The sequence below is a fragment of the Lacrimispora struthionigena genome, from assembly GCF_048627165.1.
Taxonomy (GTDB): Bacteria; Bacillota; Clostridia; order Lachnospirales; family Lachnospiraceae; genus Lacrimispora.
In genome coordinates this window covers 372,092-398,121 of record NZ_JBMBWP010000002.1, presented here as the reverse complement: position 1 = coordinate 398,121, position 26,030 = coordinate 372,092, and the positions used below count along the sequence as shown (strand labels likewise).

The window sequence follows — 26,030 nt, the reverse complement described above, 5'->3', positions numbered from 1 at the left end:
TATGGGGAAGGTTTATGCGTTTTTAGCAGATGGGTCAGAAGAGGTGGAGCTGCTAGCTGTGGTTGATGTACTGCTCAGAGGGGGGCAGGATGTGAAACTTGTATCAGTAACTGGTAAAAAGAACGTGACTGGATCACACGGAATTAAGCTTCAGGCAGATGTTTTAATGGAGCAGACAGATTTAAAAGATGCAGATGTGCTGTTTCTTCCAGGGGGTATGCCTGGAACCAGGAATCTGGGAGCCTGCCAGGAATTAGTATACGCACTGAATGAAGCGAATCAGGACAATCGCAGAATCGCTGCGATTTGTGCGGCTCCAAGTATTCTTGGAAGACTTGGAATGCTGGAGGGGAAAAAAGCCACCTGTTTTCCTGGATTTGAAGAGGAACTAAAGGGAGCTTGCGTGGTAAGACAGGGTGTGGTGACTGACGGTAATATTACAACAGCCAGAGGGCTTGGTTATGCCCTTGACATGGGCATCGAGCTGTTGGCTTTGCTGGTGGATAAAAATCATGCACGTAAAATAAAAGAGGCAATTCAATACGACCAGAACCCCATGTAACAGGCAGGTGAACTTATGAAAAAGAATTGGATAGTACCAATCGCTTTCGTTTCCTGCTTATTTATGCTTGCCGGATGTGAGAAAAAGGACCCCTACGGACTCTCTCCCAAGGACCCTGTTACAATCTCAGTCTGGCATTATTATAATGGTGTCCAGAAAGAGGAATTTGACAAACTGGTCAGGGCATTTAATGAAAATGAGGGCAGGGAAAAAGGAATTGTCGTGAAAGCTTATAACAAAGGAAGTATTGATGAACTGAGCAATACCATCAATGAGAGTATTGAACACAGGGTTGGTTCTGATCCCCTTCCTGATGTTTTTTCTGCTTACGCAGATAAAGTTTATGAGGTGGACCGAATGGGTCTGGCTGCAGATTTAAGTGATTACCTTACCTCCGATGAGATATCAGAGTATGTGGATGCTTACATGGAAGAGGGGAGATTTGGCGATAGTGATTCTGTTAAAGTATTTCCCATTGCCAAATCCACTGAGATACTGACTGTGAACAAGACGGACTGGGATAAGTTTGCAGCTGCTACTGGTGAGACGGAAGATGCATTCTCCACCTGGGAAGGGATCACCAGAGTATCCCAGTCTTATTATAAGTGGACGGACAGTCTGACAGAAACTCCAGGTGATGGAAAAGCGTTTTTTGGAAGAGATGCGTTTGCCAATTATATGATTATTGGAAGTCTGCAGCTGGGACATGAGATATTTTACGTCAAAGACGGGAAAACAGTTCTGGACTTCGACAAAGAAGCGATAAAAAAACTATGGGATAATTACTATGTCCCGTTTGTGAATGGATATTTTGGGGCTTACGGAAGATTTAGAAGTGATGATGTAAAAACCGGACAGCTTGTGGCGTTTGTAGGAGCTACCAGTGGAATCTCTTATTTTCCCACCTCTGTAACCCTGGAAGACGGAACAAACTATGAGATTGAAAGTAAACTGTATCCTCTTCCCGGATTTGCAGGCACAGTTCCCTGTGCTGTTTCCCAGGGGGCAGGAATGATGGTACTAAAATCAGAGGAAAAACGGGAATATGCAGCTGTCTGCTTTTTAAAATGGTTTACCGACACCAGCCAGAATATGAAGTTTGCCATTGGTTCCGGTTATCTGCCAGTAAAAAAAGCAGCGGCGGAGCAGTCACTTCTAAAGCCTTTTTTACAGGAGGCTGGAGAAAACAGTGCGGTGTCACAGAACCTGATCATTGGGCTTGATACAGCCAACAGGTACAGACTGTATACCTCCAAACCCTTTCAGGGAGGGGATCGTGCAAGAGAGATCCTTCAGACTTCCATGGTTTCAAAGGCAAAAGAGGATTACCAGAAAGTTGAGGCACTGGTGACACAGGGGATTGACAGAGAGAGAGCGGTTGCTGATTTCGTAACAGATGAGAATTTTAATCAGTGGTACGAAGATACCAGGCTGCAATTGGAAACAGTCATCGGAGAGTAATTTATGAGAGAGAAGAAAAGTGAGTCCATACGAATCCGTTTGCTTGGACCGCTGCTGATATTGCTGGTTGTTCAGGCTGTAGTGATTGCCGGCACAGTGCTTTTCGGCGGAGTTTCTGTTAAATTAAAAAATAATGAAATCCACATATTAAGTCAGAATACAGAGAACATCAGGGTTGACTTAGAGAAAGAGACTCTCTATCACTGGATTGTTATGCTGAACCAATCATCCTTTGTTTCTGATGAAATAGAGCAGATTCTAAAGGAAAACGGGAGCAGTCCCTTTGATATTTCAAAAGATTACAGACTGAACCGGGAAATTGTGGAACAGATCATAGAAAAATCCATAGATATGCTTCATATGAGTTATGCGACCGGAGTTTATTTTGTTCTTGACGGTCCGGCAGCAGCCAATAGTTCCAATGATGTAAAAGCAGGATTTTACATAAGAAACTCCAATACGGGAGGATATTTAACAGACAATTCTTCTCTCCTTATGGAACGGGGATTGCCCTCTGTGGCAGAAAAATATAAGATACCACTGGATTCCTTCTGGGAAATAGGTTTTAGTGACGGCGGAGATCTAAAAAACAGTGAGTTTTACCAAAAGCCTCTTAACCTGGCTTTACAGACAGGAACCAATAAGGCGGATGCTTTAAATCAGGCTTATTTAAGTCAGCCTTTTCGCTTAAGCCCCAGAGATATGCCTGTTATCACCTATTCCGTTCCAGTTATTTTAAACGATGGGACAGTTGCGGGAGTATGGGGGCTTGAGATGACCTTAAACCAGCTGGGACAGATATTATCGGAGAAGCAGACCAACAGCAGTTTTGAGGAATGCTGGCTTCTTGGAATGCGGGATAAAGAGACAAAAACAATTGTTCCGGTGATTGATTCCGGTTATCTCTATAATCAATATTTTAACGATGTCAAAAAACTCTCTTATACAGATAACGATAAGAAATCAGTCAGTGAAATAGAATCGACTGATGGAACAAAGTGGTATGCCGGTATTAAAAGCCTGGATGCTTATGCCAATAACGGAGTAATGGAAAAAGAAGACTGGGTGCTTGTGGGAATGGCAAAGCAGAAGGATCTGCTTGCATTTTACAATGCCATTCGGCGTATGTTGTTTAGTACCATGCTGGTTCCGATTCTGTTCAGTATTCTGGGAGCGTTTGTTATTGGTAGAATTATAACGGAACCCATCCGCAGACTGTCTTTCGAGTTAAAGGGCAAATCCGGCAACAGAGGACTGGCATTAAAAAGGGTTTACATCCGTGAAATCGATGATCTAACAGAAACAATTGAGCAGTTAAGCCATGACGTGGAGCAGTCTTCGTCAAAGATTTCCAGTATCCTGCGCCATGCAAACGTTATGATCGGTGTTTTTGAATACGCCAAAGGAGACGGTCTGGTTTTCTGCAGCCAGTCACTATTTGAGATGCTTGACTGGGGTAATATAGAGGATCCGTACCGGTATCTGGAAGTGGACAGATTTGAGATGTTGATGGAGCAGACGTTTACTGGTGTGAAGATGAAGGGGGACCGGGTTATTCAAAGCTTCCAGATGAATGGTAAAACACGATGGGTACAGGTTATTTTAGATGAGTCAAAGTCAGGGACGATTCTTGGAGTCTGTTCTGATGTGACTGCAGATGTGATGGAGAAGGAAAAGCTTGAATGGGAGCGCAATTTTGATTTATTAACCGAATTGTATAACAGAAGGGCATTTAGGGAACAGGTGGAATCCCTGATGGCAACCCAGGGGGAGAAGTACGGTGCAGTCATTATGTGGGATCTGGACAATTTAAAGTATATCAACGATACATATGGGCATGATGAAGGAGACCGTTACCTGATTCTGTTTGCAGAATGTTTAAAAAACAGTTTTGCAGGAAGGGGAATCTTAGCCCGTTATTCCGGTGACGAATTTGTGACCTATTTACATGGAGATGACAAAGAGAAAATACGAAAAGATGTCCGTGATTTTATAAAATACATTCAAAAGGCAGCTCTTACCATGGAAGGCGGATACATGATTCCAGTCCGGGTTTCAGGAGGGTTATCCTGGTATCCCGGTGATGCGGCAGATTTTGAAACCCTGTTTAATTATGCAGATTTTGCCATGTACATGGTAAAACACAGTGTGAAAGGCAATATAAGAGAATTTGATATTGATGAATATTCCCAGAATTCTTATATGCTGACAGGCAGTGAAGAACTGAACCGAATGCTGGAAACCGGAGATGTAAGCTTTGTTTTTCAGCCAATCGTAACAAGAGATGGTAATATATACGGATATGAGCTTTTGATGAGACCTCATTTTACAAATTTAAAAGGGATCGGAGAAGTCTTAAATCTGGCAAGATCTCAGGCAAAGCTGCCTCAGATCGAATCACTGACCTGGTTTGCCGGTTTAAGGGCTGCGGCAGCTGAGAAGGAAAAAGGACATTTAGGAGAGTCTGAAAAGCTGTTTATTAACTCCATTGCTTCTGTGTGTATTACTGAAGAGGAGCAGGGACTGCTGGAAGATAATTTTGGCGATCTTTTAAGCCGGGTTGTTATTGAGATGACAGAAGGGGAGCCTGCCAGCCGGGAATATATGGCCCGTAAGATGGAGATGGCAAAAAAATGGCAGGGACAGACAGCTGTGGACGATTTCGGTACCGGATATAACAGCGAATCCGTTCTTCTGCATATGCGGCCGGAGATTGTAAAAGTGGATATGAGTCTGGTCAGACAGATACACAAAGATGCAAAAAGGCAGATGATATTAAAAAATCTCCTTGAATTTGCTATAAACAACGATATCTGTGTGCTGGCAGAAGGAGTGGAAACGGAAGAAGAACTGGTGTTTTTAATGGATTGCGGTATCTTTTTATTCCAGGGATACTATATCGCTAGGCCCCAAATCGAGATCCGTCCCCTTGATCCTTACATTGCCGGGAAGATGAAGGCGCTTGCAGGAAAAACCTGATTTTATCGTAAATAATACTGGAATTTAGGGGACGAGTATGGTATAATGCTAAATTGAAGTGTAACGCCCTGTCGGTAAGGCGGTTCACATATATCTCAAGGAGGAACCCATTAATGAGTTTACAAGTGGAAAAATTAGAAAAGAACATGGCAAAATTAACGGTTGAAGTGCCGGCTGAGGAGTTTGAGAAGGCTCTTACCGCAGCTTACAATAAGAATAAGGGCAGATTTAACATCCCTGGTTTCAGAAAAGGCAAAGCACCACGTGCCATGGTAGAAAAGATGTATGGAGCAGGTGTCTTATATGAGGACGCTGTCAATGAAGCTCTTGATGCAACATATGGCGATGCTGTAGAGGAAAGCGGACTGGATATCGTTTCCAGACCAGAGATCAGCGTTGTTCAGGTTGAAAAAGGCCAGAACTTAATTTACACTGCTACTGTAGCTGTAAAGCCAGAAGTGACTTTAGGCGAGTATAAAGGAATCGAAGTAACCAAAGCAACTGCTGAAGTTACAGAAGAGGACATTGAAGCAGAGTTAAAGAGAGTCCAGGAACAGAACTCCAGACTGGTTACTGTAGAAGACAGAGCTGTGGAAGATGGCGACCAGACAGTCATCGACTTTGAAGGCTTCGTTGACGGAAAACCGTTTGACGGCGGCAAAGGAGAAGATTATCCACTTACCATTGGTTCCCACTCCTTCATTGATACATTTGAAGAGCAGCTGATTGGAAAAAACATTGGAGAAGCATGTGAAGTAAACGTAACTTTCCCAAATGAATATCACTCCACTGAGCTTGCTGGTAAACCGGCTATGTTTAAAGTAACAGTTAAGGAAGTTAAGAGAAAAGAACTTCCAGAGTTAAACGATGAGTTCGCTGGTGAAGTTTCTGAATATGATACATTAGAAGAATACAAAAATGACATCAAGGAAAAAGTTGCTGAAAGAAAGCAGAAAGCAGCAGCTACTGAGAATGAAGATCATGTTGTAGAGAAGGTTGTAGAGAACGCAGCTATGGATATTCCTGAGCCAATGATCGACAGCCAGGTAAATAACATGGTGAATGACTATGCAAGAAGAATGCAGAGCCAGGGACTTTCTCTTGACCAGTATATGAAATTTACTGGAATGACGATTGAAACATTAAGAGAGCAGATGAAGCCACAGGCATTAAAGAGAATTCAGACAAGACTGGTTCTTGAAGCAGTTGCCAAGGCAGAGAACATCGTTGTTTCTGATGAAGCAGTAGAGAAAGAAATTGCAACTATGGCTGAAAGCTACAAGATGGAAGTTTCACAGATTAAAGAATATCTTGGCGAAAGCGGCATTGTTCAGATGAAAGAAGATCTGGCAGTACAGGAAGCTGTTGATTTCCTGGTAGCAGAAGCGAAATTAGTTTAAGAGTTTTATTCCCGGTAGATTCCAGACATCCTGTCCGGAGTCTATTCGGTTTTGAGTGAGAAAGAACAGACAGGAGGAAGAAAGATGAGTTTAGTACCTTATGTCATTGAATCAACCAGTAAGGGGGAACGCTCTTACGATATTTATTCCAGACTTTTAAAAGAGAGAATTATTTTTCTCGGTGAAGAGGTGTCTGATGTTTCGGCAAGCCTTATTGTGGCACAGTTGTTATTTTTAGAGGCAGAAGACCCCACAAAGGATATTAATCTTTACATTAACAGCCCGGGCGGTTCTGTAACTGCAGGAATGGCAATTTATGACACCATGAACTATATCAAATGCGATGTCTCTACTGTCTGCATGGGTATGGCGGCCAGTATGGGAGCTTTTCTTTTATCAGGCGGAGCAAAGGGCAAGCGTTTTGCACTTCCCAATGCTGAGGTTATGATTCACCAGCCTTCTGGCGGAGCAAAAGGTCAGGCGACTGAAATTCGCATAGTTGCAGAGAATATATTAAAGATTAAGAAGCGTTTAAATGAGATTATGGCAGCAAATACCGGTCAGCCTTACGAAGTGATTGAACGTGATACAGAACGTGATAATTACATGACTGCTGATGAAGCAAAGGCTTATGGACTGATTGATAATATTCTTTACAGCCACGACCGTTAAGCATGAGCCAAAGCCATTAACAAGGAACACCCTTCGGGTATCCCTTTATGCTCAAAAAACGTGAGCCATCAACAAGGAGCACCCTTCGGGTATCCCTTTATGCTCAAAAAACGTGAGCCATCAACAAGGAGCACCCTTCGGGTATCCCTTTATGCTCAAAAAACGTGAGCCATCAACAAGGAGCACCCTTCGGGTATCCCTTTATGCTCAAAAAGCATGAGCCACAAACAAGGAAAGTATGAGGTGTGTATATGCCGGTCAGAACAGACGACAAGATCCGATGCTCTTTTTGCGGGAAAACCCAGGATCAGGTAAAGAAACTGATTGCCGGTTCCAATAATGTCTATATTTGTGATGAGTGCATTGATTTGTGCGCAGAGATATTAGAGGAAGAATTTGACGGCCATGACGAAGAGGCACCTGATTTCAGCAATATTAATCTGATGAAGCCAAAGGAAATGAAAGCTTTTTTAGATGAGTATGTCATTGGGCAGGACGAAGCAAAAAAGGTGTTGTCCGTAGCAGTATATAACCATTATAAGAGAATTACATCCGGTAAAAAGCTGGATGTGGATATACAAAAGAGCAATATTCTGATGTTGGGGCCTACCGGTTCCGGTAAAACTTATCTTGCGCAGACTCTGGCTAAGGTTTTAAACGTACCTTTCGCCATTGCAGATGCTACTGCCCTTACAGAAGCCGGTTATGTTGGTGAAGACGTAGAAAACATCCTTTTAAAATTGATCCAGGCAGCTGAGTATGATATCAGCAGAGCAGAATTTGGAATCATTTATATTGATGAGATTGATAAAATCACCAAGAAATCGGAGAATGTGTCAATCACCAGAGATGTTTCCGGTGAAGGTGTTCAGCAGGCTTTGTTAAAGATTCTGGAGGGTACGGTTGCCAGTGTTCCGCCTCAGGGTGGAAGAAAGCATCCCCACCAGGAACTTTTGCAGATCAATACCACCAACATTTTATTTATCTGCGGCGGAGCGTTTGATGGTCTGGAAAAAATCATTGAACGCCGTTTAAGTGCAGGATCCATTGGTTTTAATGCGGAGATTGTAGATAAGAATAAGACAGATATTGATGATCTCTTAAAGAAAACCCTGCCTCAGGATCTGGTTAAATTTGGGCTGATCCCTGAATTTATCGGACGCGTTCCCATCACCGTATCATTGGAACTGTTGGACCGGGCAGCTCTGGTTAAGATTTTGACAGAGCCGAAGAACGCGCTGGTTAAGCAATACCAGAAATTATTCGAACTGGATGATGTAAAGCTGGAGCTGACCGCTGATGCGGTGGAACGGATCGCAGAGCTGGCTGTGGAAAGAAAAACCGGTGCCAGAGGATTACGTTCCATTATGGAAAGCGTTATGACGGATCTGATGTATGAGATACCATCAGACAGCAGCATTGGAATCTGCAGAATCACCAAAGAGGTTGTGGATAAAAATGGAGAGCCGGAACTGGTTTATCGGGACACGGCAGTTCCCAGAAAATCACTGGCTCAGAAATTGAGAAAAGATAAGACAGGCGAGATCGCATAGATCCCTGCATGAGTCGGGAAGGTGTTACAGCGAATCAATCTGCTGGAACACCTTTTTGAATGCAAAGGAGAGAACCAAATGGTAGATAAGACAATTACAATGCCGGTTATTGCCCTGAGAGGTATGACTGTTCTACCCAAAATGATGCTGCACTTTGATATCAGCCGTGAGAAATCTATCGCGGCGGTTGAAAAAGCCATGGTAGGGGATCAGAAGGTATGCCTGGTAACCCAGAGAAATCCGGAAGAAACCGATCCTGGAATAGAAGACTTATATCAGGTAGGAACGGTTGCTTTAATCAAACAGCTGGTGAAGCTTCCCAATAACGTGATCCGTGTCATGGTAGAGGGCCTGGAGCGGACAGAGCTTCTGACTCTTGAAAGTGAAGAACCTCTTCTTATAGGCGAGATTGAAGAACTTCAGGTGCCAATGGATATATTAGATCCGGTTACCATACAGGCAATGGCTGAGATTGTGAAAGAAAAACTGGAAGCCTATGGCAAAGAAAATCAAAGGATCGCTAAGGAAGTGGTCCCTGGATTGCTGGTTATTCCGGAGCTGGGGGAACTTCTTGATCAGGTTGCAGTTCAGCTGTCCTGGGATTACCGCCTTCGTCAGCAGGTGCTTGAAAGTGTACTTCTGGAAGAACGGTATGCTCTGGTTATGAAACACCTGATTACTGAAATAGAAGTGACTAAGGTGAAAAAGGAATTACAGGCCCATGTGAAGGAACGGATTGACAAAAATCAGAAGGATTACATTTTAAGAGAGCAGATGAAAGTGATCCGGGAAGAGCTGGGAGAAGATAATCCGCTTTCTGACAGTGATGAATATGCCAAACGTCTGAAAGCATTAAAAGCAGACAAAGAAATAAAGGAAAAGATTCAAAAAGAAATCGACCGCTTTAAATCCATGCCGGGAGGAAGCCAGGAAGCCAATGTTGTACGGATGTATCTGGATACAGTTCTTGATTTTCCATGGAAGAAGATGTCAAAGGATAACAACAGCATCGTTCACGCACAGCAGGTTCTGGATGAAGAACATTATGGCCTGGAAAAAGTAAAAGAACGGATTCTGGAATATTTAGCAGTCCGGATTCTTACAAAAAAAGGAACCAGTCCCATTTTATGTCTGGTTGGACCTCCTGGAACAGGAAAGACTTCCATTGCAAGATCTGTAGCAAAAGCGCTGAATAAAGAATATGTAAGAATCAGCCTGGGAGGTATCCGGGATGAGGCGGAGATCAGAGGACATAGAAAAACATATGTGGGCGCTATGCCTGGCAGAATTGCAGAGGCTGTCAAACAGGCAGGTGTAAACAACCCGCTGATGCTTCTTGATGAAATTGACAAAGTCAGCAGTGACTATAAAGGCGATACCTCTTCCGCACTGTTAGAAGTGCTTGACAGTGAACAGAATGTAAAATTCAGAGACCATTATATCGAACTTCCCATTGATTTATCCAATGTTCTCTTTCTTGCAACAGCCAATACCATAACAACCATTCCCGGACCTCTTCTTGACCGAATGGAAGTGATTGAAATAAACAGTTATACTGAGAATGAAAAATTCCATATTGCCAAAAACTATCTGGTGAAAAAGCAGCAGGAACGAAATGGTCTAACGGGAAAGCCCGTTACCATAACGGATCAGGCGATTGAAAAGATCATACACAATTATACCAGAGAAGCCGGAGTCAGAAACTTAGAGCGGCGGATCAGTTCTGTTTTCAGAAAGGCAGCCAGAGAATTCCTGGAAGACAAAAGCCATGTCATTGAGGTGACAGAGTGTCAGCTGGAAAAATACTTAGGGAAAGAAAAAGTATCCTATAACAATGTTAACGACGAAGACCAGGTAGGAATTGTGAGAGGCCTTGCATGGACCAGTGTAGGCGGAGATACTCTGCAGATTGAAGTAAATGTAATGCCTGGCAAAGGAACCCTTCAGACCACAGGACAAATGGGAGATGTTATGAAGGAGTCGGCACAGACTGCATTAAGCTATGTCAGGTCCATAGGACCGGAATATCATGTGCCTGATGATTATTTTGAGAAACACGATATTCATCTTCATATCCCGGAGGGAGCAGTTCCAAAGGATGGGCCCTCAGCAGGAATTACCATGGCAACTGCCATGCTTTCTGCGGCTATCAACAGGAAGGTATGTGCAACCGTTGCCATGACAGGAGAGATAACCTTAAGAGGCCGGGTTCTTCCAATCGGAGGCTTAAAGGAGAAAATTCTTGCTGCACGTATGGCACATGTGAAAAAAGTTCTGGTTCCGGATAAAAACCGTCCGGATATCGCAGAATTATCAGAAGAGATTACAGAAGGCCTTACAATTGTATTTGTAAAGGAAATGCCCGAAGTATTAAAAGAGGCTTTCGTCCAGGAATAGAAAGGAAATTACATGATTATTAAAACCGTAGAACTGGAGACTGTATGCGGAATTACCAGCAAGCTTCCGGAGAACACAAAACCGGAATTTGCATTTGCAGGTAAGTCAAACGTGGGCAAATCCTCTCTCATCAATGCACTTATGAACCGGAAGTCCTTTGCAAGAACTTCATCCTCTCCAGGTAAAACACAGACCATTAATTTTTACAATATTAATGATTCCCTGTATTATGTGGATCTTCCCGGATATGGTTATGCAAAGGTATCCGTAGAAGTAAAAGCAAAATGGGGAAAGATGATTGAAAATTATCTTCATAATTCGCCTATGCTGAAATGTGTGTTTCTGCTGATTGATATCCGTCACGAGCCATCAGATAATGATAAAACCATGTACGACTGGATCATTAGTAATGGATATCAGCCGGTTATTATTGCCACCAAGTTAGATAAGCTGAAACGAAGTCAGGTTGCAAAGGCATTAAAAGTAGTGCGGACCGGACTGGGAATCGGAGCAGATGTGACTGTAATTCCGTTTTCAGCGGAGACAAAACAGGGCAGAGAAGAAATCTGGGATTTGATCGATGAATCTGTAAATAGTCTTGACAAGGAGTAAAAATCTTTTTATAATGAACCTATTTATTACATAGAGTTCATTATAGCAGAAAGAGGAGAAAACAGTTATGAAAAAAACTATGAAGAAAATTGTATCAACTCTCATGGCAGCAGCTCTGGCAGCGGCAGCATTGACTGCCTGTGCAGGCGGTAACTCCACAGCGGGCACTTCCGGTACAGGAAAAGAAGCAGGAGACAAAAAAGTATTAAAAGTTGCCATGGAGTGCAGCTATGCTCCTTACAACTGGACTCAGCCAACCGATGCAAACGGAGCAGTGAAGATCTCTGGAAGCTCAGATTATGCATATGGTTATGATGTAATGATGGCGAAAAAGATTGCGGACGAGCTGGGCTATAACCTGGAGATTGTAAAGCTGGACTGGGATTCTTTAGTTCCTGCTGTTCAATCTGGAAAGGTTGATTGTGTCATCGCAGGACAATCCGTTACTGCAGAGCGTATGCAGTCCGTTGATTTCACAAATCCTTATTATTTTGCAACCATCGTAGCTTTGGTAAAAGCCGGTGGTAAGTATGAGAATGCAAAGAGTGTTGCTGACTTAAAGGGTGCAGTTGCTACATCCCAGTTAAACACCATCTGGTATGATAACTGTCTTCCACAGATTCCCGACGCTGATATTCAGCCGGCTCAGGAATCCGCTCCTGCTATGCTTGTTTCTTTAAGTTCTGGAAGATGTGACGTGGTTGTAACTGATAAGCCAACTGGTCAGGCAGCTTTAATTGCATATCCTGATTTCAAACTTCTTGATTTCACAGGTACAGATGGTGAGTTCAAGGTTTCTGATGAGGATATTAATATTGGTGTCTCTGTTAAAAAAGGCAATGCTGAATTAAAAGATGCCATAAACGGAGTACTTGGCAAGATGACCAAGGACGATTTTAACAAGATGATGGAAGAGGCAATTAAAGTACAGCCGCTTTCAAAATAATAATAAGATGAATCGGAGCTTGCAGGCACGGGATGGGAGTTTTTCCGTGCCCCTTGTTCTGTTTTAACCAAGCTGTGAAAGGGAGAGGGTAATATATGTCTTTGCCGTCAGATTTTTTTGGAAGAATGGTATTTATTCTGCAAAATTATGGTCCGTCCTTCTTAGCAGGGGCTGGCAAGACAATGGCGATCGCCATTGTAGGCACATTGATCGGATGTGTAATCGGATTTGCAGTAGGAATTATTCAGACCACTCCGGAATCAAAGCAGGATAATCTGTTTAAAAAGATACTGATTAAAGGAATTAAATTTATATTAAATGTATATGTAGAGGTATTCCGCGGAACCCCCATGATGGTTCAGGCCATGTTTATTTTTTATGGATCTTCCGCACTTTTTGGAATTAATATGTCCATTGTATTTGCATCCTATTTTATAGTCTCAATCAACACAGGAGCCTATATGGCAGAGACGGTCAGAGGTGGAATCCTTTCTATTGATCCGGGCCAGACAGAGGGAGCAAAGGCCATTGGTATGACCCATTACCAGACCATGTTAAATGTTATCATGCCACAGGCGCTTCGTAATATCATGCCTCAGATTGGCAATAACTTAATTATTAATATTAAGGATACCTGTGTACTTTCTGTGATCGGAGTCGTCGAGCTGTTTTATGCGACAAAGGGTGTGGCAGGAGCTTACTATACGTATTTTGAAGCATTTACCATCACCATGGTCATTTACTTTGTCCTGACCTTTACCTGTTCCAGAATTCTCCGGCACTGGGAGAAAAAGATGGATGGGCCGGACAGCTACGATCTGGCTACAACAGATACCTTGGCTTATACCAGTGGAATGGTGAAATTTCCGGACCCGAAAGAGAAGGAGGATAAATAAATGGCTGAAAGCAATGTGTTAAAAATTCGTCATTTAAGCAAGACATTTGGAACCAATGTAGTATTAAGAGATATTGATTTCAATGTAAATGCCAAAGATGTGACCTGTATCATCGGAGCATCCGGCTCAGGAAAATCCACTCTTTTGCGCTGCATCAATCTTTTGGAAACACCCACTACCGGAGAGATTTTATATCATGATGTGGATATTACAGACAGAAAGATGAATGTTCCCGAATACCGTACCCGTGTTGGCATGGTATTTCAGAATTTTAATCTCTTTAATAATATGACTGTGCTGGAAAACTGTATGGTTGGTCAGGTGAAGGTTTTAATGAAAGATAAGGAAGAAGCCAGAAAGAAAGCCATGATGTTTTTAGAGAAGGTTGGAATGGCGCCTTATATCAATGCAAAGCCAAGACAGCTTTCAGGTGGTCAGAAGCAGAGGGTAGCCATTGCAAGAGCACTTGCCATGGAACCGGAGGTTCTTCTTTTTGACGAACCCACTTCCGCACTGGATCCCCAGATGGTTGGAGAAGTTCTTGCAGTTATGAGAACGCTTGCAAAGGAAGGACTCACCATGATCATCGTAACCCATGAGATGGCGTTTGCAAGAGATGTGTCTAATCATGTGGTTTATATGGCGGGTGGTGTGATTGAAGAAGAGGGAGCACCAGCAGATATATTTGGTAATCCTCAGAAAAACTCAACAAAGGAATTTTTAACCCGTTTTATGCAGGGTTAGAAGCAGACGGAGCTGTCGCAAAATAACTGAATGATCAGTTGTGGAGCAGGCTCCTTTTTGATATACTGGTAACAAAAAGTAGATAACAAATAGGGGGTACATATGAGAATTGTCTTTATGGAAACGGATACTATGGGAGATGATGTGGATTATACACCGTTTTATAATCTGGGAGAGGTGGTAAAATATAATAAATCAGAGCCAGAATATAATCAGGAGCGTGTAAAGGATGCAGATGTAATTGTGGTAAATAAGATTCCTATGAATGAGGAAACCCTAAAGTATGCCCGGCATGTAAAACTCATCTGCCTGACAGCTACAGGAACCAATACTGTTGACTTTGATTATGTCAGAAAAAGGAACATCGCAGTCACCAATGTTAAAGGATATTCCACCCAGTCTGTGATACAGCATACCTTTGCATTGTTGTTTTATGTATATGAGAAGCTTTCTTATTACGATCAGTTTGTAAAGTCGGGAGAGTACGCAGCCAGTGATATATTCAGTAACTTTGATATAAAATTCAATGAACTTTACGGAAAAACCTGGGGCATTATCGGACTTGGAGAGATTGGAAGAGGAGTGGCAAAGGTGGCAGAAGCCTTTGGCTGCCACGTAATCTATTATTCCACCTCCGGTAATAACAGTAATTCTCTCTGGGAGCGGGTTGAATTTGATGCTTTATTAAATGAGTCAGATATCATATCCATACATGCCCCGTTAAATCCTGCTACAGAATATTTAATTGATGAAGATGCATTGAAGAAGATGAAAAAAACTGCTGTTCTTTTGAATCTGGGAAGGGGAAATATCATAAGAGAAGAAGCACTTTTAAAAGCTCTGGAAACAGGAGAAATCGCGGGGGCAGGACTGGATGTAATCAGTGCAGAACCTATACTTCCGGATAATCCCCTTCTTAAGATCAAAGACAGTACAAAACTGATCATTACTCCTCACATCGCCTGGGCTACGGTTGAGGCCAGAAGAAGGTGTCTGTATGAAGTGTACGAAAACATGGTTTCTTACCTTCGAGGAGAGGAAAGAAATCGAATCAGGTAAAAAGAGGCGGCTGATGACAGCCGCCTTATGTGATCAGTCCTTTTAATCATTACGGGAAAAAATGTCACGTATCTTGATCCGTAAGAATGTACGGAGCACTTCGGCTCCCAGCACCAGAATCAGAAATGGCAGAAAAACAGTGAGAAACAACTTGGCTTTTAGCCGGAACATCTTCTTTTTGTGCTGTAATTTTAAAGTCTGATAATGGTCTGATATAGAATGATACCATGTTTTTTTTACCGGAACTTTTTTCAAACGAATTCCCCCTTACTAATGTCTAATGACAGCATTTCTAAGATCCGCTCATCAATGATTTCATGGCAAATGCATAAATTTCCTGACTTTTTAACTTCCAGTGGTCACACATGATTTCTGCCTGATCTTTATCCGGGACAGATAGTTCCAGATTAATCAGACAGTTCTTACCTTCCCTTACTTCGCAGTGAACAATGTAATCCTGGGCTGTGGATTTATAGTAATCTGCTGTTACACCAACTTCGTTGCGGAGACGGAACTTGTTTTCTTTGAGATATTCATCCATGTCATGGACAATGGCCGGTGATATCTTATTGCCAAAGAAGGAAAGAGTCTCTTCCCCTTCTCTGGTAATGTCATACCGGCTGCTGTTGTGATTGGTCTCCACATGCAGTAGTCTTGCCTCTAACAGTTCATTCAATGCCTGATTTAACGTAAAATATGTGGTATACTCATGCTCCAGAAAAAAGTTAGATAATTGTGCACTGGTCAGGGGAAAGTTTACCTGCTTCAGCATGTATAGAATCATCAGCTTATATAGTGTCATAGGTTCTGAGAGCATCGGATAACCTCCATCTTTCTATTACCGGATATGGTCTTTTACCGCCCGGCTGACAATATCTGCCACACGGGGATCAAAAGCCTCAGGCAGGATATTGTCTTCATTTATTTCCGAAGGCGCTACCAGACCGGCAATGGCCTCAGCAGCAGCAAGCTTCATCTCTTCTGTAATGGCAGCAGCCCTTCCCTCCAGTGCACCTTTAAAAATACCTGGGAAAACTACTACGTTATTGACCTGATTAGGGAAATCAGATCTTCCTGTACCAACAACTCTGGCGCCGGCCTTTTTTGCCAGATCCGGCATGATCTCAGGTACCGGGTTAGCCATGGCAAAAAGAATGGAATCAGAATTCATGGAAGAGACCATCTCTTCTGTTACAATCCCCGGAGCTGATACTCCGATAAAAACATCGGCACCCTTCATGGCATCAGCCAGGTTTCCTGTCTGACCTTCCAGGTTGGTACAATCCATCATCTTTTCCTGCATCCAGTTTAAGCCCTCCATTCCTTTAAAAAGGATACCGGCCCGGTCGCAAAGGACGATATGCAAAAATCCGTAAGACAGCAGAAGTCTGGTAATAGCAATACCGGCAGAGCCTGCGCCGTTTACTACCACACGGCAGTCCTCTTTCTTTTTCCCTGTTACTTTCAGGGCATTGATCACTCCGGCAAGAACTACAATGGCAGTCCCGTGCTGGTCGTCGTGAAAGACTGGAATGGAAAGCAGCTTCTTTAACCGCTCTTCGATCTCAAAGCATCTTGGCGCTGAAATATCTTCCAGATTAATTCCGCCAAAAGCAGGAGCAATGGCAACGACGGTTTTAATGATTTCTTCTGTATCCTGTGTGTCTAAACAGATGGGAATGGCATTGACTCCCCCGAATTCTTTAAATAATACGGCTTTTCCTTCCATAACCGGCATGGCTGCAAGTGGTCCGATATTACCAAGTCCTAAAACAGCGCTGCCATCGGATACAACAGCAATGGTGTTGGACTTTATGGTATATTGATAGGCAGCTTCCGGATTGTCCGCGATTACCTTACATGGCTCTGCTACTCCGGGGGTGTAGGCAAGGGCTAAATCTTCCCTGCTTTTTACTGCTGCTTTGGAAGTGATTTCCAGCTTTCCGCCCCATTTTTCATGAAGCAATAATGCTTTCTCGTTGGTTGTCATAATGAGTTTGTCCTTTTTTCAACAGTTTTTATTTATCATACCAATTTTAGGGTTTTAAATCAATAGAAAATATGTTAGAATATAGAGTAATTCAAATGAAGCAAATGAAAAACATAATGAAATTGAAGATACAGGTGGTACTATGAGAGAACGAATCAACAGGCTGGCAAAGGGCATCATTGATTCAGAAATTCCAAAGATAAAGGTTACCCCATCGGGAATTGATGATGTGGTGCGTTCAGGCGGAGCCACGAGACGGGAACTTGTCGTTACCAGTGAGAATAACCTGCATATAAAAGGGCTTGCATATTCCTCTGATTACCGCGTTCGTATGATAAGCGGGTCGTTTGGAGGTACATACAACCATCTTGTCTATGAGATTAACAGTAGTTTCATGGAAGATGGGGACGTAATTAAGGGATCTTTTTATCTGGTTACCAATGGCGGCGAGAAGGAAGTCCCTTATTCGTTTCGGGTAGAGCTTGGCACGTCAGGGAAAGCACTGAGTGATTTAACGACAGCAGAGAATTTTGCAGATACTGCAAAAAAAGATATGGATACGGCTCTTCGCTTATTTGAGTACCGCGATTTTGTTACGGCCCCGTTTATGAAAGACCTTCACGTAAGGGCAATTTATGACGGATTAAAGGGCCGGCCTGACAGAAGAAAGGAACTGGAAGAGTTTCTTGTAGCGTTAAAGGTAAAAAAGCCGGTTGAACTATCGGTGGATACCGCAGAACGCAGATATGGACAACTGGAGGATGTTGTTAAAGACTGGGTTGAGTTAAAGCGAAGCAGCTGGGGCTATATCAATCTGGAAGTGACGACAGACTGTGATTTTATAGAGCTGCCAAAGAAGACTATTGGCGAGCAGGATTTTGAAGATGACAGATATGAGCTGCCCTTTCTTGTACACCCGGATCGTATGCATCAGGGAGAAAATTATGGCAGAATTCAGATAAACGGAGTGGAAGAGTGCTTTTTAATACCAGTAACATCGGTATGTAACCCCGGAGGAGGAATATCGGCGGAGGACGCCTTTGCAAAAGAGGCATTCGGCCGATTTTTGCGGCTCCGCCTGGAAGCAGAGACAGGGAAAGAACCGGCTGATTCCCTGTGCAAAGAGATGGAGAAGGCACTGGATGAAATCGAACTGATGAAGGGAGAGTCAGGCCTTATTAAACTGCTTCGTGCGCAGTGCCGTCTGTTTGCCGGAGAGAAATCAGAAGCTGCCCTTTTCCTCGATGAAAGCCGGGATGAGATTCTTTCACAAAGACAGGAAAAGAAAGAGATTTACTGTTATTACCAGTATTTAAGACTTGAGATCCAGCCCGATGAATACCAGAGGGAATCTTTAGTCCGTCTGATGAAGAAATATTTGGAAGAAGATCAGCATCTGTTTTATCTGTTTGGACTTCTGACAAAATCAGACAGCCGGCTGCTTGAGAATCCTCCTGCATTACTGGCAATCCTCAAGCGTCAATATGAAGCAGGGGTAAGAAGCCCCTTTTTCTATGTGTGGGGATGCCGTGTTTTAAACAGCGCTCCGGACCTGATGCGTGCCATTGGTCCCATGGAACTTCAGATCCTGTTTTCCTCTGCAGGAAAAGGCATGATAGAGAAAGGGCTGATCACGCAGATCTGCAGACTCACTCTCACAGCCAAGCATTATAACCGGCTGCATTACCGGATGCTTTGCAGACTGTACAAAGAGACATCTGAAAAAGAGGTGTTAGAAGCCATCTGTTCCCTGTTAATCAAAGGGGAGTGCCGTAACTTGGAGGCCTTTTCCTGGTATGAGAAGGGAATCAGAGCGGGAATCAGCCTGACCAGGCTTTATGAATACTATATTTATGCATTGCCAAAAAACTATTGCTATCTGCTTCCTAAGGAAGTGCTTCTTTATTTTTCCTATGGTGGAAGCGAACTGGATCTTTACAGCAGAAGTGTTTTATATAAGAATGTTCTCGTATATTTAGAGCCGGTTGATCCTCTTTATCAGGCTTATGAACGGGTCATTGAAAAATTTGCCACAGAACAGCTTTTTGAATCCAGAATTGATAATTACCTGGCTGCCATCTATGAGCGTATTTTATTAAAGGAAGTAGTGGATTTATCCATGGCAAAAGTGCTTCCTTCTATTCTGCGCTCTTACCGTGTGGAATGCAGCAATAAAAAAATGAAATATGTAATTGTCTGCTATGAAGAGATGACACAGGAAGATGCATTTCTTTTAAATGACGGAGTTGCCTATGTACCCCTGTTTTCCGAACACAGCATTCTGCTTTTCCAGGATGCCTATGGAAACCGGTACGCCAACATTCCATATAAGAAGGATCCGGTGATGGAACGGACCGAGCTGGAAGAACGGTGCTTTGAATTGTATCCAAAGCATTCCATGCTTCGGCTTCGCGTTTGTGATCAGATTCTGGCTGACGGAGCGAAAGATGCAAAAGAGGTTCAGATTCTGGAAAGCACACTGGAAGATCCCAATCTGCGGCCGTTTTACCAGAAGCTGCTGCTCTCAAGAGTCATTGAATATTATCAGAAGCAGTCAGAAACCGGGCCGGAACAGGGAGAGGGAGCCGGATACTTATTAAAGCTTGATAAAAAGGTACTTACCAGGCAGGAACGGGCCGGAGTCTGTGATACGCTGATCCGCAACAATCACATGGAAGAAGCTTATAAAATGATCCGGGATTTCGGCGCCGAAGGAATTAGTTCCAAACAGCTTCATAAGCTTTGCACGGAGATGATTCTTAAGAATCTCTTCCGTGAGGATGGGCTTTTACTCCATCTGGCATATACTGCTTTTTTAGAAGAGGAGAACGACAGTGTTCTTCTGGATTACCTGTGTGAACATTATAATGGTCTCAGCAGCCAGATGTACCGGATTCTGCTGCAGGGAGTCTCTCTTCATGTGGAAACCTATGACTTGGAAGAACGTCTGTCCGCACAGATGATGTTCAGCGGAGACACCTTAAGACTTGATAAGGTTTTTCATCTGTACCAAAGCAGAAAAGAGCCGGGTGAGAGCATTGTAAAAGCATATTTTACCATAAAGTGCACCGACTATTTTATGAATGAGAAAGAGCCGGAAGAGTGGGTATTTTCGTATCTGGAAGGGATCATACAGACGGCGGCTCAGAAAGGCCGTTTTCCAACCATCTATTTACTGGCTCTGACCAGATATTATTCTCAGCTGCCGGCCATTGATGAAGAGCAGAAAGAATTGTTAAAAAGCATGGTATCCCTTTTACTGGAAGAACGTCTGGTATTTCCATACTATAAAAAGCTGGCGAAATATATGGCCATGCCAGAGGATATCATGGATAAGGCCATGATTTCCCACTGTGCAGAGCGGGATTCTAAAATAGAACTTGAGATCCGGATTCTTCCTGATGAAGAAGAATATCACAGTGAGGATATAACCCGTATGTATCAGGGTGTTTTCGTAAAACAGAAGATACTGTTTGAAGGCGAAATCATGGAATACCGGGTAAAAGAACTGGTTGATGAGGAATGGGTATTAAAGGAAGAGGGAAGCGTCAGCTGCGAGGCAGGCGTGACACCGGAAGATTCGGACAGCAGATATGCCTGCTTAAACGAAATGAGCCTGTCTCTCAATCTGAAGGACGAGACGGGGCTTAAAAAACGGATGCAGGAGTATTTAAAGAAGAATGCTGCTGCAGAAGAAATATTTTCACTGATGTAAGATAAGGGGATGTCAATGGACGGACTGATAATAGGGCTTGATCTGTGTGATGCCTATACCCGGATATGCTGCCATGACAGAGAAAAATCATGGAGTATTCCTACGGTTATCTGTAAGAAAAAGGATGAGGAAGCCTGGTACATAGGAGAAGAAGCATACGCCTATACTCTTGTGGGTGAAGGCATCATTGTGGACAAGCTGATAAAGATGGTAAGAAAAGACGGTACTGCAACACTAGGCGGTACAAAATATGAAGGTCTTGACTTACTAAAGCTATTTTTGAAAAAGATAATGAAGCTCCCTATGGAAGAATTCTTCTGTGAGGAGATTAAAGAGCTGGTAATTACCATGCAGAAAGTGGATACAAAATTGATGGATGCGCTGATGTATTGTGCGGACTCCCTTGGAATTGAGCGGGAGAAGGTTCATATTATCAGCCATACAGAAAGCTTTGTTTACTATGTGCTGAGCCAGAAAAAAGAAGTATGGGGCAATCAGGTGGGCGTATTTGATTTGTCAGAAGACTCCTTTCACTATCATGAGCTTAAGGTTCAGAGAGGGCTTCGGAAAATGATGGTGATTGCAGAGCATGAGGCTTTGGAAGAAAGCTTTAATCTGGATATATTAGATACCCCTTCCGGCGGAAAGCTTGCAGATAAAATCTTAAGCTCCTGTGCAGACAGGCTTTTGCAAAAGAAACTCTTTTCTTCTGTATTTCTAACAGGGAAAGGGTTCGAACGCCATGACTGGGCAAAAGATTCCATGAAAGTACTCTGTTCCCGAAAAAAGGTTTATATGGAGCCGGAACTGTTTGCCAGAGGAGCTGCTTTTAAAGGTATGGATTATCTTAAGGATAACAGCGCTTATCCGTTTATCTGTATCTGTGACGGCCATCTTCATTCTACGGTATCCTTACGTGTACTTCATAAGGAACGGGAGAGTCAGCTGGTAGTTGCTGCAGCAGGGGACAACTGGTATGAGGCAAAAAGCAGTGTTGATTTAATCGTAGACAAACAGGATTATGTGGAATTTATGGTAACACCCATGGATCCCAAGCAAAAGAGGCTGGTAAAGATACCCCTGGAGGGATTCCCCAACCGCCCGGACCGGACAACCAGACTGGGAATCAGCTTTGGCTTTTTGGATGAGAGAACCATGGCGGTGGTATTAAAGGATAAGGGGTTTGGAGAATTGTTTCCTGCAACCGATACGGTGATCAGGCAGGAGGTCATGCTATGAGCCTGATTTTGTGCCGGCAGGAACCGGTAAAACGGCCTTTTTATTTTGAATATCTGGGAGTACGTATTTTTTCCTCCCAGGAACTTTGTTATGTGATTTATAATCACCCCCTTCTTGTACTGGATGGCTTTGTGGATGAGAGCCTGCTGGAGTTTATCCGGGAAGATTTGGATATGGGTTTTTTTGCAGCGAAGCTGGAAAAATGGCAGAAGAGCGGAGAAGAGGAAGACGAGCTTCTGGCGATGATCCTTCACGAATGTGATTATTACACCGCGGTGGAAGTGGGACGGTTTCGTCAGCAGCTGGCTGCATTTCGAAGATTACCCCAGTCTGAACTGTTAAAGCAAAAGGCGGATTTCCTGTTTCAGAAGAATCAATACGGCAAGGCGGTTTCTATCTATATCAGAATCCTTGATATGGCAAGAGCGGAACGGGGCAGTGACAGTTTTACCGCAAAAGTCTATCATAACTTAGGTGCTGCCTATGCCCGGCTGTTTCTGATGGATAAAGCATGCAGAGCCTATGAAAAATCATATGACCTGGTTAACAATGAGGAAGTATTAAAAAAGATCTGCCACTTAAGCCAGTGGAACCCGTCTGTGACGCCGGGAGAACGTTTTTTGTCTTTGATGACGGAAGAATTAAAGGAAGTATGCAAAGATGAGCGGGCGGTGGCAAACGAAAACGCAGGGAAGGCAAAAAGCCTGCTTGAGCTGGAAAACTTATTCCAGAAAGATCCCATCAAGCGTTTTCAGGGAGCAGGAGATCTGGTTTCCAAGTGGAAGAAGGAATACCGTAATATTATGTCTTGACAAAACGGCAAAAAACTTCTATCATATACTAGATAACAGGAAAAGGTATTGATGAAGAGGAGTACGCACATAACCCTGAAAGAGAGAACCGTTCACTGGCTGAAAGACGGTTAAGGTAGTGTTTGCGGAAGGTAGCTTCGGAACTGGAAAGCTGAATGATTAATATACAGTAGGCTTTCACGCGTGGCCCCGTTAAAGGCCGTAAAGATATGGCAGAATCTGCCATAATAAAGGTGGTACCGCGTTTATACGCCCTTTGTGTCTTCGGATGCAGAGGGCTTTTTGTTTTCCCAAATAACGAGCTGACAAAAGGAGTAGATTATGAAAGAGTTGGAAAAAACCTATGATCCGTCAGGGATTGAAGGCAAACTTTATCAGAAATGGCTGGACAAAAAGTATTTTCATGCCAAACCAAATAAGGATAAGAAACCATTTACCATTGTGATGCCCCCACCCAATATTACCGGTCATCTTCATATGGGACATGCCCTTGATAATACCATGCAGGATATTCTGATCCGCTATAAGAGAATGCAGGGTTTTGAGGCCTTATGGCAGCCGGGAACGGATCATGCAGCCATTGCCACAGAAGTAAAAGTAATTGAAAGCTTAAGAGCCCAGGGTATTGAGAAAGCAGATCTGGGACGGGATGGCTTTTTGGAAAAATGCTGGGACTGGAGAAAAGATTACGGAAGCAGAATCATTAACCAGCTTCACAAGATGGGATCTTCCGCTGACTGGGACAGAGAGCGTTTTACCATGGATGAGGGTTGTTCCGAGGCAGTACAGGAAGTATTCATTCGGTTGCACAAAAAAGGTTTTATCTATAAGGGTTCCAGAATTGTAAACTGGTGTCCTGTGTGTCAGACTTCTATTTCTGATGCAGAGGTAGAGCATGAAGACCAGAATGGCTTTTTCTGGCATATAAACTACCCCATTGCCGGTGAAGAAGGCAGATTTGTGGAAATTGCAACCACCAGACCGGAAACCCTCTTAGGCGATACGGCAGTAGCAGTCAATCCCGATGATGAGCGTTATCAGGACATTATTGGTAAGATGTTAATACTTCCCCTGACTGGAAGAGAGATTCCAGTGATTGCAGATTCCTATGTTGACAAAGAATTTGGTACCGGATGCGTTAAGATCACTCCGGCTCATGACCCTAACGATTTTGAAGTGGGAAGAAGACATCAGCTGCCTGAACTGACAATTATGAACGATGATGCTACCATATGTCTTGCAGGAAGCAAGTATAACGGTATGGAACGTTATGAAGCCAGAAAGGCAATTGTAAAGGACTTGGAAGAACTGGGACTTTTGGTTAAGGTAGTTCCCCATGCCCATGCAGTTGGTACCCATGACCGCTGTAAGACTACAGTAGAGCCAATGGTAAAACAGCAGTGGTTCGTGAAGATGGAAGAGATGGCGAAACCGGCAATCGAAGCATTGAAAACCGGCAAGCTGAAATTCGTTCCGGAACGTTTTGATAAGATCTACCTTCACTGGCTGGAAAATATCCGGGACTGGTGTATTTCCAGACAGCTTTGGTGGGGTCACAGAATTCCGGCTTTTTATTGTGATGAGTGTCATGAGATTATTGTTTCCAAGGATTCACCAGATGTATGTCCAAAGTGCGGAGGCACTCACTTTACCCAGGATGAAGATACCCTTGATACCTGGTTTTCCTCAGCCCTCTGGCCATTCTCAACCCTTGGCTGGCCGGACAATACAGAGGATTTAAAATATTTCTATCCTACCAGCGTTCTTGTAACCGGCTATGATATTATTTTCTTCTGGGTAATCCGTATGGTATTCTCCGGAATTGAGCAGACAGGGGAGCTTCCGTTCCACACCGTACTGATTCATGGACTGGTAAGAGATTCCGAGGGTAGAAAAATGAGTAAATCCCTGGGAAATGGGATTGATCCTCTGGAGGTTATCGATAAATACGGCGCAGACGCTCTTAGAATGACACTGATTACCGGAAACGCTCCTGGAAATGATATGCGTTTTTACTGGGAGCGGGTAGAGGCAAGCAGAAACTTTGCCAATAAAGTATGGAACGCTTCCCGTTTTATCATGATGAATATTGAAAAGGCTCCTGATGCAAAGGCAGAACTTTCTGAGCTTACCATGGCGGATAAATGGATCTTGTCAAAAGCCAATACTCTTGCCAGGGATGTGACAGAAAATCTGGATAAATATGAGCTTGGAATTGCTCTTTCCAAAGTTTATGATTTTATCTGGGAAGAATTCTGTGACTGGTATATCGAGATGGTGAAACCAAGGCTGTGGAATGAAGAAGACACCACAAAGAATGCTGCTGTATGGACCTTAAAAACGGTTTTAATTAACTCCTTAAAACTTCTTCACCCCTATATGCCGTTCTTAACGGAGGAGATTTTCTGTAATCTTCAGGAGGAAGAAGAGTCGATCATGATCTCAAACTGGCCGGAATACAGGGAAGAATATGCATTTGAAGCGGAAGAGCTGGCGGTAGAAACCATTAAGGAAGCAGTAAGAGGTATCCGAAATGTCAGAACCTCCATGAATGTTCCTCCCAGCAAGAAGGCAAAGGTATATGTAGTTTCTGAGAACCAGGAAATACTTGATATCTTTGAACACAGCAAAGTTTTCTTTGCGACCCTTGGTTATGCTGGCGAGGTGTTCATACAAAAGGACAAGTCAGGAATCGACGAGGATGCGGTTTCTGCAGTGATCCATCAGGCTGTCATCTATATGCCATTTGCAGAACTGGTTGATATTGAAAAAGAAATTGACCGTCTGAAAAAGGAAGAAGAACGTCTGGAAAAGGAACTGACCCGTGTGCGTGCCATGTTAAGCAACGAAAAATTCGTAAGCAAGGCGCCTGAGGCCAAAATCGAAGAAGAAAAAGCAAAACTTGAGAAATATGCTCAGATGATGGAACAGGTGAAGGAACGTCTTTCCCAGCTCTCTTAAAGCTTTTAAAAAATCGACAATATAATTTTGTA

Annotated in this window: 19 protein-coding genes and 1 other annotated feature; of the genes, 16 read left to right on the top strand and 3 right to left on the bottom strand. The window is 43.2% G+C overall.

Features of this window, described 5'->3' with window-relative positions:
- Window position 1 precedes the first annotated feature (1 nt).
- The 12 genes from ACOAOT_RS10780 to ACOAOT_RS10725 all read left to right on the top strand — a co-directional run bounded on the left by ACOAOT_RS10780 (window position 2) and on the right by ACOAOT_RS10725 (window position 15,281).
- On the top strand, window positions 2-562 hold the full coding sequence (locus ACOAOT_RS10780) for a DJ-1 family glyoxalase III (protein WP_420216969.1): 561 nt from the start codon (window positions 2-4) through the stop codon (window positions 560-562).
- A 15-nt stretch (window positions 563-577) separates the two neighbouring features.
- Window positions 578-2,023, top strand: a complete 1,446-nt coding sequence (locus ACOAOT_RS10775) for an extracellular solute-binding protein (RefSeq protein ID WP_420216968.1) — start codon at window positions 578-580, stop codon at window positions 2,021-2,023.
- A 3-nt stretch (window positions 2,024-2,026) separates the two neighbouring features.
- Window positions 2,027-5,002: an EAL domain-containing protein gene (locus ACOAOT_RS10770; protein ID WP_420216967.1), complete on the top strand. Its 2,976-nt coding sequence runs from the start codon at window positions 2,027-2,029 to the stop codon at window positions 5,000-5,002.
- 113 nt (window positions 5,003-5,115) lie between these two features.
- Window positions 5,116-6,402 carry a trigger factor gene (gene tig / locus ACOAOT_RS10765; RefSeq protein ID WP_420216966.1) on the top strand — a complete coding sequence of 429 codons (1,287 nt, stop codon included), beginning with the start codon at window positions 5,116-5,118 and terminating at the stop codon, window positions 6,400-6,402.
- Between the two features lie 51 nt (window positions 6,403-6,453).
- Complete coding sequence (gene clpP, locus ACOAOT_RS10760) at window positions 6,454-7,074, top strand: ATP-dependent Clp endopeptidase proteolytic subunit ClpP (protein ID WP_349666663.1); 621 nt, start codon at window positions 6,454-6,456, stop codon at window positions 7,072-7,074.
- 251 nt (window positions 7,075-7,325) lie between these two features.
- The gene (gene clpX, locus ACOAOT_RS10755) at window positions 7,326-8,627 is read left to right on the top strand and encodes an ATP-dependent Clp protease ATP-binding subunit ClpX (RefSeq protein WP_420216965.1); all 1,302 of its coding nucleotides are present in this window, start codon (window positions 7,326-7,328) and stop codon (window positions 8,625-8,627) included.
- 78 nt (window positions 8,628-8,705) lie between these two features.
- The gene (gene lon, locus ACOAOT_RS10750; RefSeq protein WP_420216964.1) at window positions 8,706-11,024 is read left to right on the top strand and encodes an endopeptidase La; all 2,319 of its coding nucleotides are present in this window, start codon (window positions 8,706-8,708) and stop codon (window positions 11,022-11,024) included.
- Between the two features lie 12 nt (window positions 11,025-11,036).
- Entirely contained in the window at window positions 11,037-11,636 is a 600-nt protein-coding gene (gene yihA, locus ACOAOT_RS10745; RefSeq protein ID WP_420216963.1) for a ribosome biogenesis GTP-binding protein YihA/YsxC, read from the top strand.
- A gap of 67 nt (window positions 11,637-11,703) precedes the next feature.
- Window positions 11,704-12,582, top strand: coding sequence for a transporter substrate-binding domain-containing protein (locus ACOAOT_RS10740; RefSeq protein ID WP_420216962.1), 879 nt, complete (start codon window positions 11,704-11,706; stop codon window positions 12,580-12,582).
- 101 nt (window positions 12,583-12,683) lie between these two features.
- On the top strand, window positions 12,684-13,478 hold the full coding sequence (locus ACOAOT_RS10735; RefSeq protein ID WP_185140378.1) for an amino acid ABC transporter permease: 795 nt from the start codon (window positions 12,684-12,686) through the stop codon (window positions 13,476-13,478).
- A complete protein-coding gene (locus ACOAOT_RS10730; protein WP_420216961.1) occupies window positions 13,479-14,222 on the top strand; it encodes an amino acid ABC transporter ATP-binding protein in 744 nt (247 codons plus the stop codon).
- A gap of 102 nt (window positions 14,223-14,324) precedes the next feature.
- Entirely contained in the window at window positions 14,325-15,281 is a 957-nt protein-coding gene (locus ACOAOT_RS10725; RefSeq protein WP_420216960.1) for a D-2-hydroxyacid dehydrogenase, read from the top strand.
- A 42-nt stretch (window positions 15,282-15,323) separates the two neighbouring features.
- Here ACOAOT_RS10725 and ACOAOT_RS10720 read toward each other — a convergent pair whose 3' ends face one another.
- From ACOAOT_RS10720 to ACOAOT_RS10710, 3 genes are read right to left on the bottom strand one after another with little or no spacing between them, the layout of a single operon-like run.
- A complete protein-coding gene (locus tag ACOAOT_RS10720; RefSeq protein ID WP_420216959.1) occupies window positions 15,324-15,536 on the bottom strand; it encodes a hypothetical protein in 213 nt (70 codons plus the stop codon).
- 37 nt (window positions 15,537-15,573) lie between these two features.
- The gene (locus tag ACOAOT_RS10715) at window positions 15,574-16,098 is read right to left on the bottom strand and encodes a DUF4364 family protein (RefSeq protein ID WP_170821243.1); all 525 of its coding nucleotides are present in this window, start codon (window positions 16,096-16,098) and stop codon (window positions 15,574-15,576) included.
- Between the two features lie 21 nt (window positions 16,099-16,119).
- A complete protein-coding gene (locus ACOAOT_RS10710; RefSeq protein WP_420216958.1) occupies window positions 16,120-17,271 on the bottom strand; it encodes an NAD(P)-dependent malic enzyme in 1,152 nt (383 codons plus the stop codon).
- A 142-nt stretch (window positions 17,272-17,413) separates the two neighbouring features.
- On the opposite strand from ACOAOT_RS10710, the gene ACOAOT_RS10705 reads away from it, so the two are divergent.
- The 4 genes from ACOAOT_RS10705 to ACOAOT_RS10690 all read left to right on the top strand — a co-directional run bounded on the left by ACOAOT_RS10705 (window position 17,414) and on the right by ACOAOT_RS10690 (window position 25,998).
- On the top strand, window positions 17,414-20,986 hold the full coding sequence (locus tag ACOAOT_RS10705) for a DUF5717 family protein (RefSeq protein WP_420216957.1): 3,573 nt from the start codon (window positions 17,414-17,416) through the stop codon (window positions 20,984-20,986).
- 15 nt (window positions 20,987-21,001) lie between these two features.
- Entirely contained in the window at window positions 21,002-22,225 is a 1,224-nt protein-coding gene (locus ACOAOT_RS10700; protein ID WP_420216956.1) for a DUF5716 family protein, read from the top strand.
- On the top strand, window positions 22,222-23,037 hold the full coding sequence (locus ACOAOT_RS10695) for a tetratricopeptide repeat protein (protein ID WP_420216955.1): 816 nt from the start codon (window positions 22,222-22,224) through the stop codon (window positions 23,035-23,037). The genes ACOAOT_RS10700 and ACOAOT_RS10695 overlap by 4 nt, the downstream gene beginning before the upstream one ends.
- Before the next feature lie 39 nt (window positions 23,038-23,076).
- Window positions 23,077-23,297 (top strand) — a binding site (T-box leader).
- Between the two features lie 61 nt (window positions 23,298-23,358).
- Window positions 23,359-25,998 (top strand): valine--tRNA ligase, encoded by a 2,640-nt coding sequence (locus ACOAOT_RS10690; protein WP_420216954.1) that lies wholly within the window; start codon window positions 23,359-23,361, stop codon window positions 25,996-25,998.
- Window positions 25,999-26,030 lie beyond the last annotated feature (32 nt).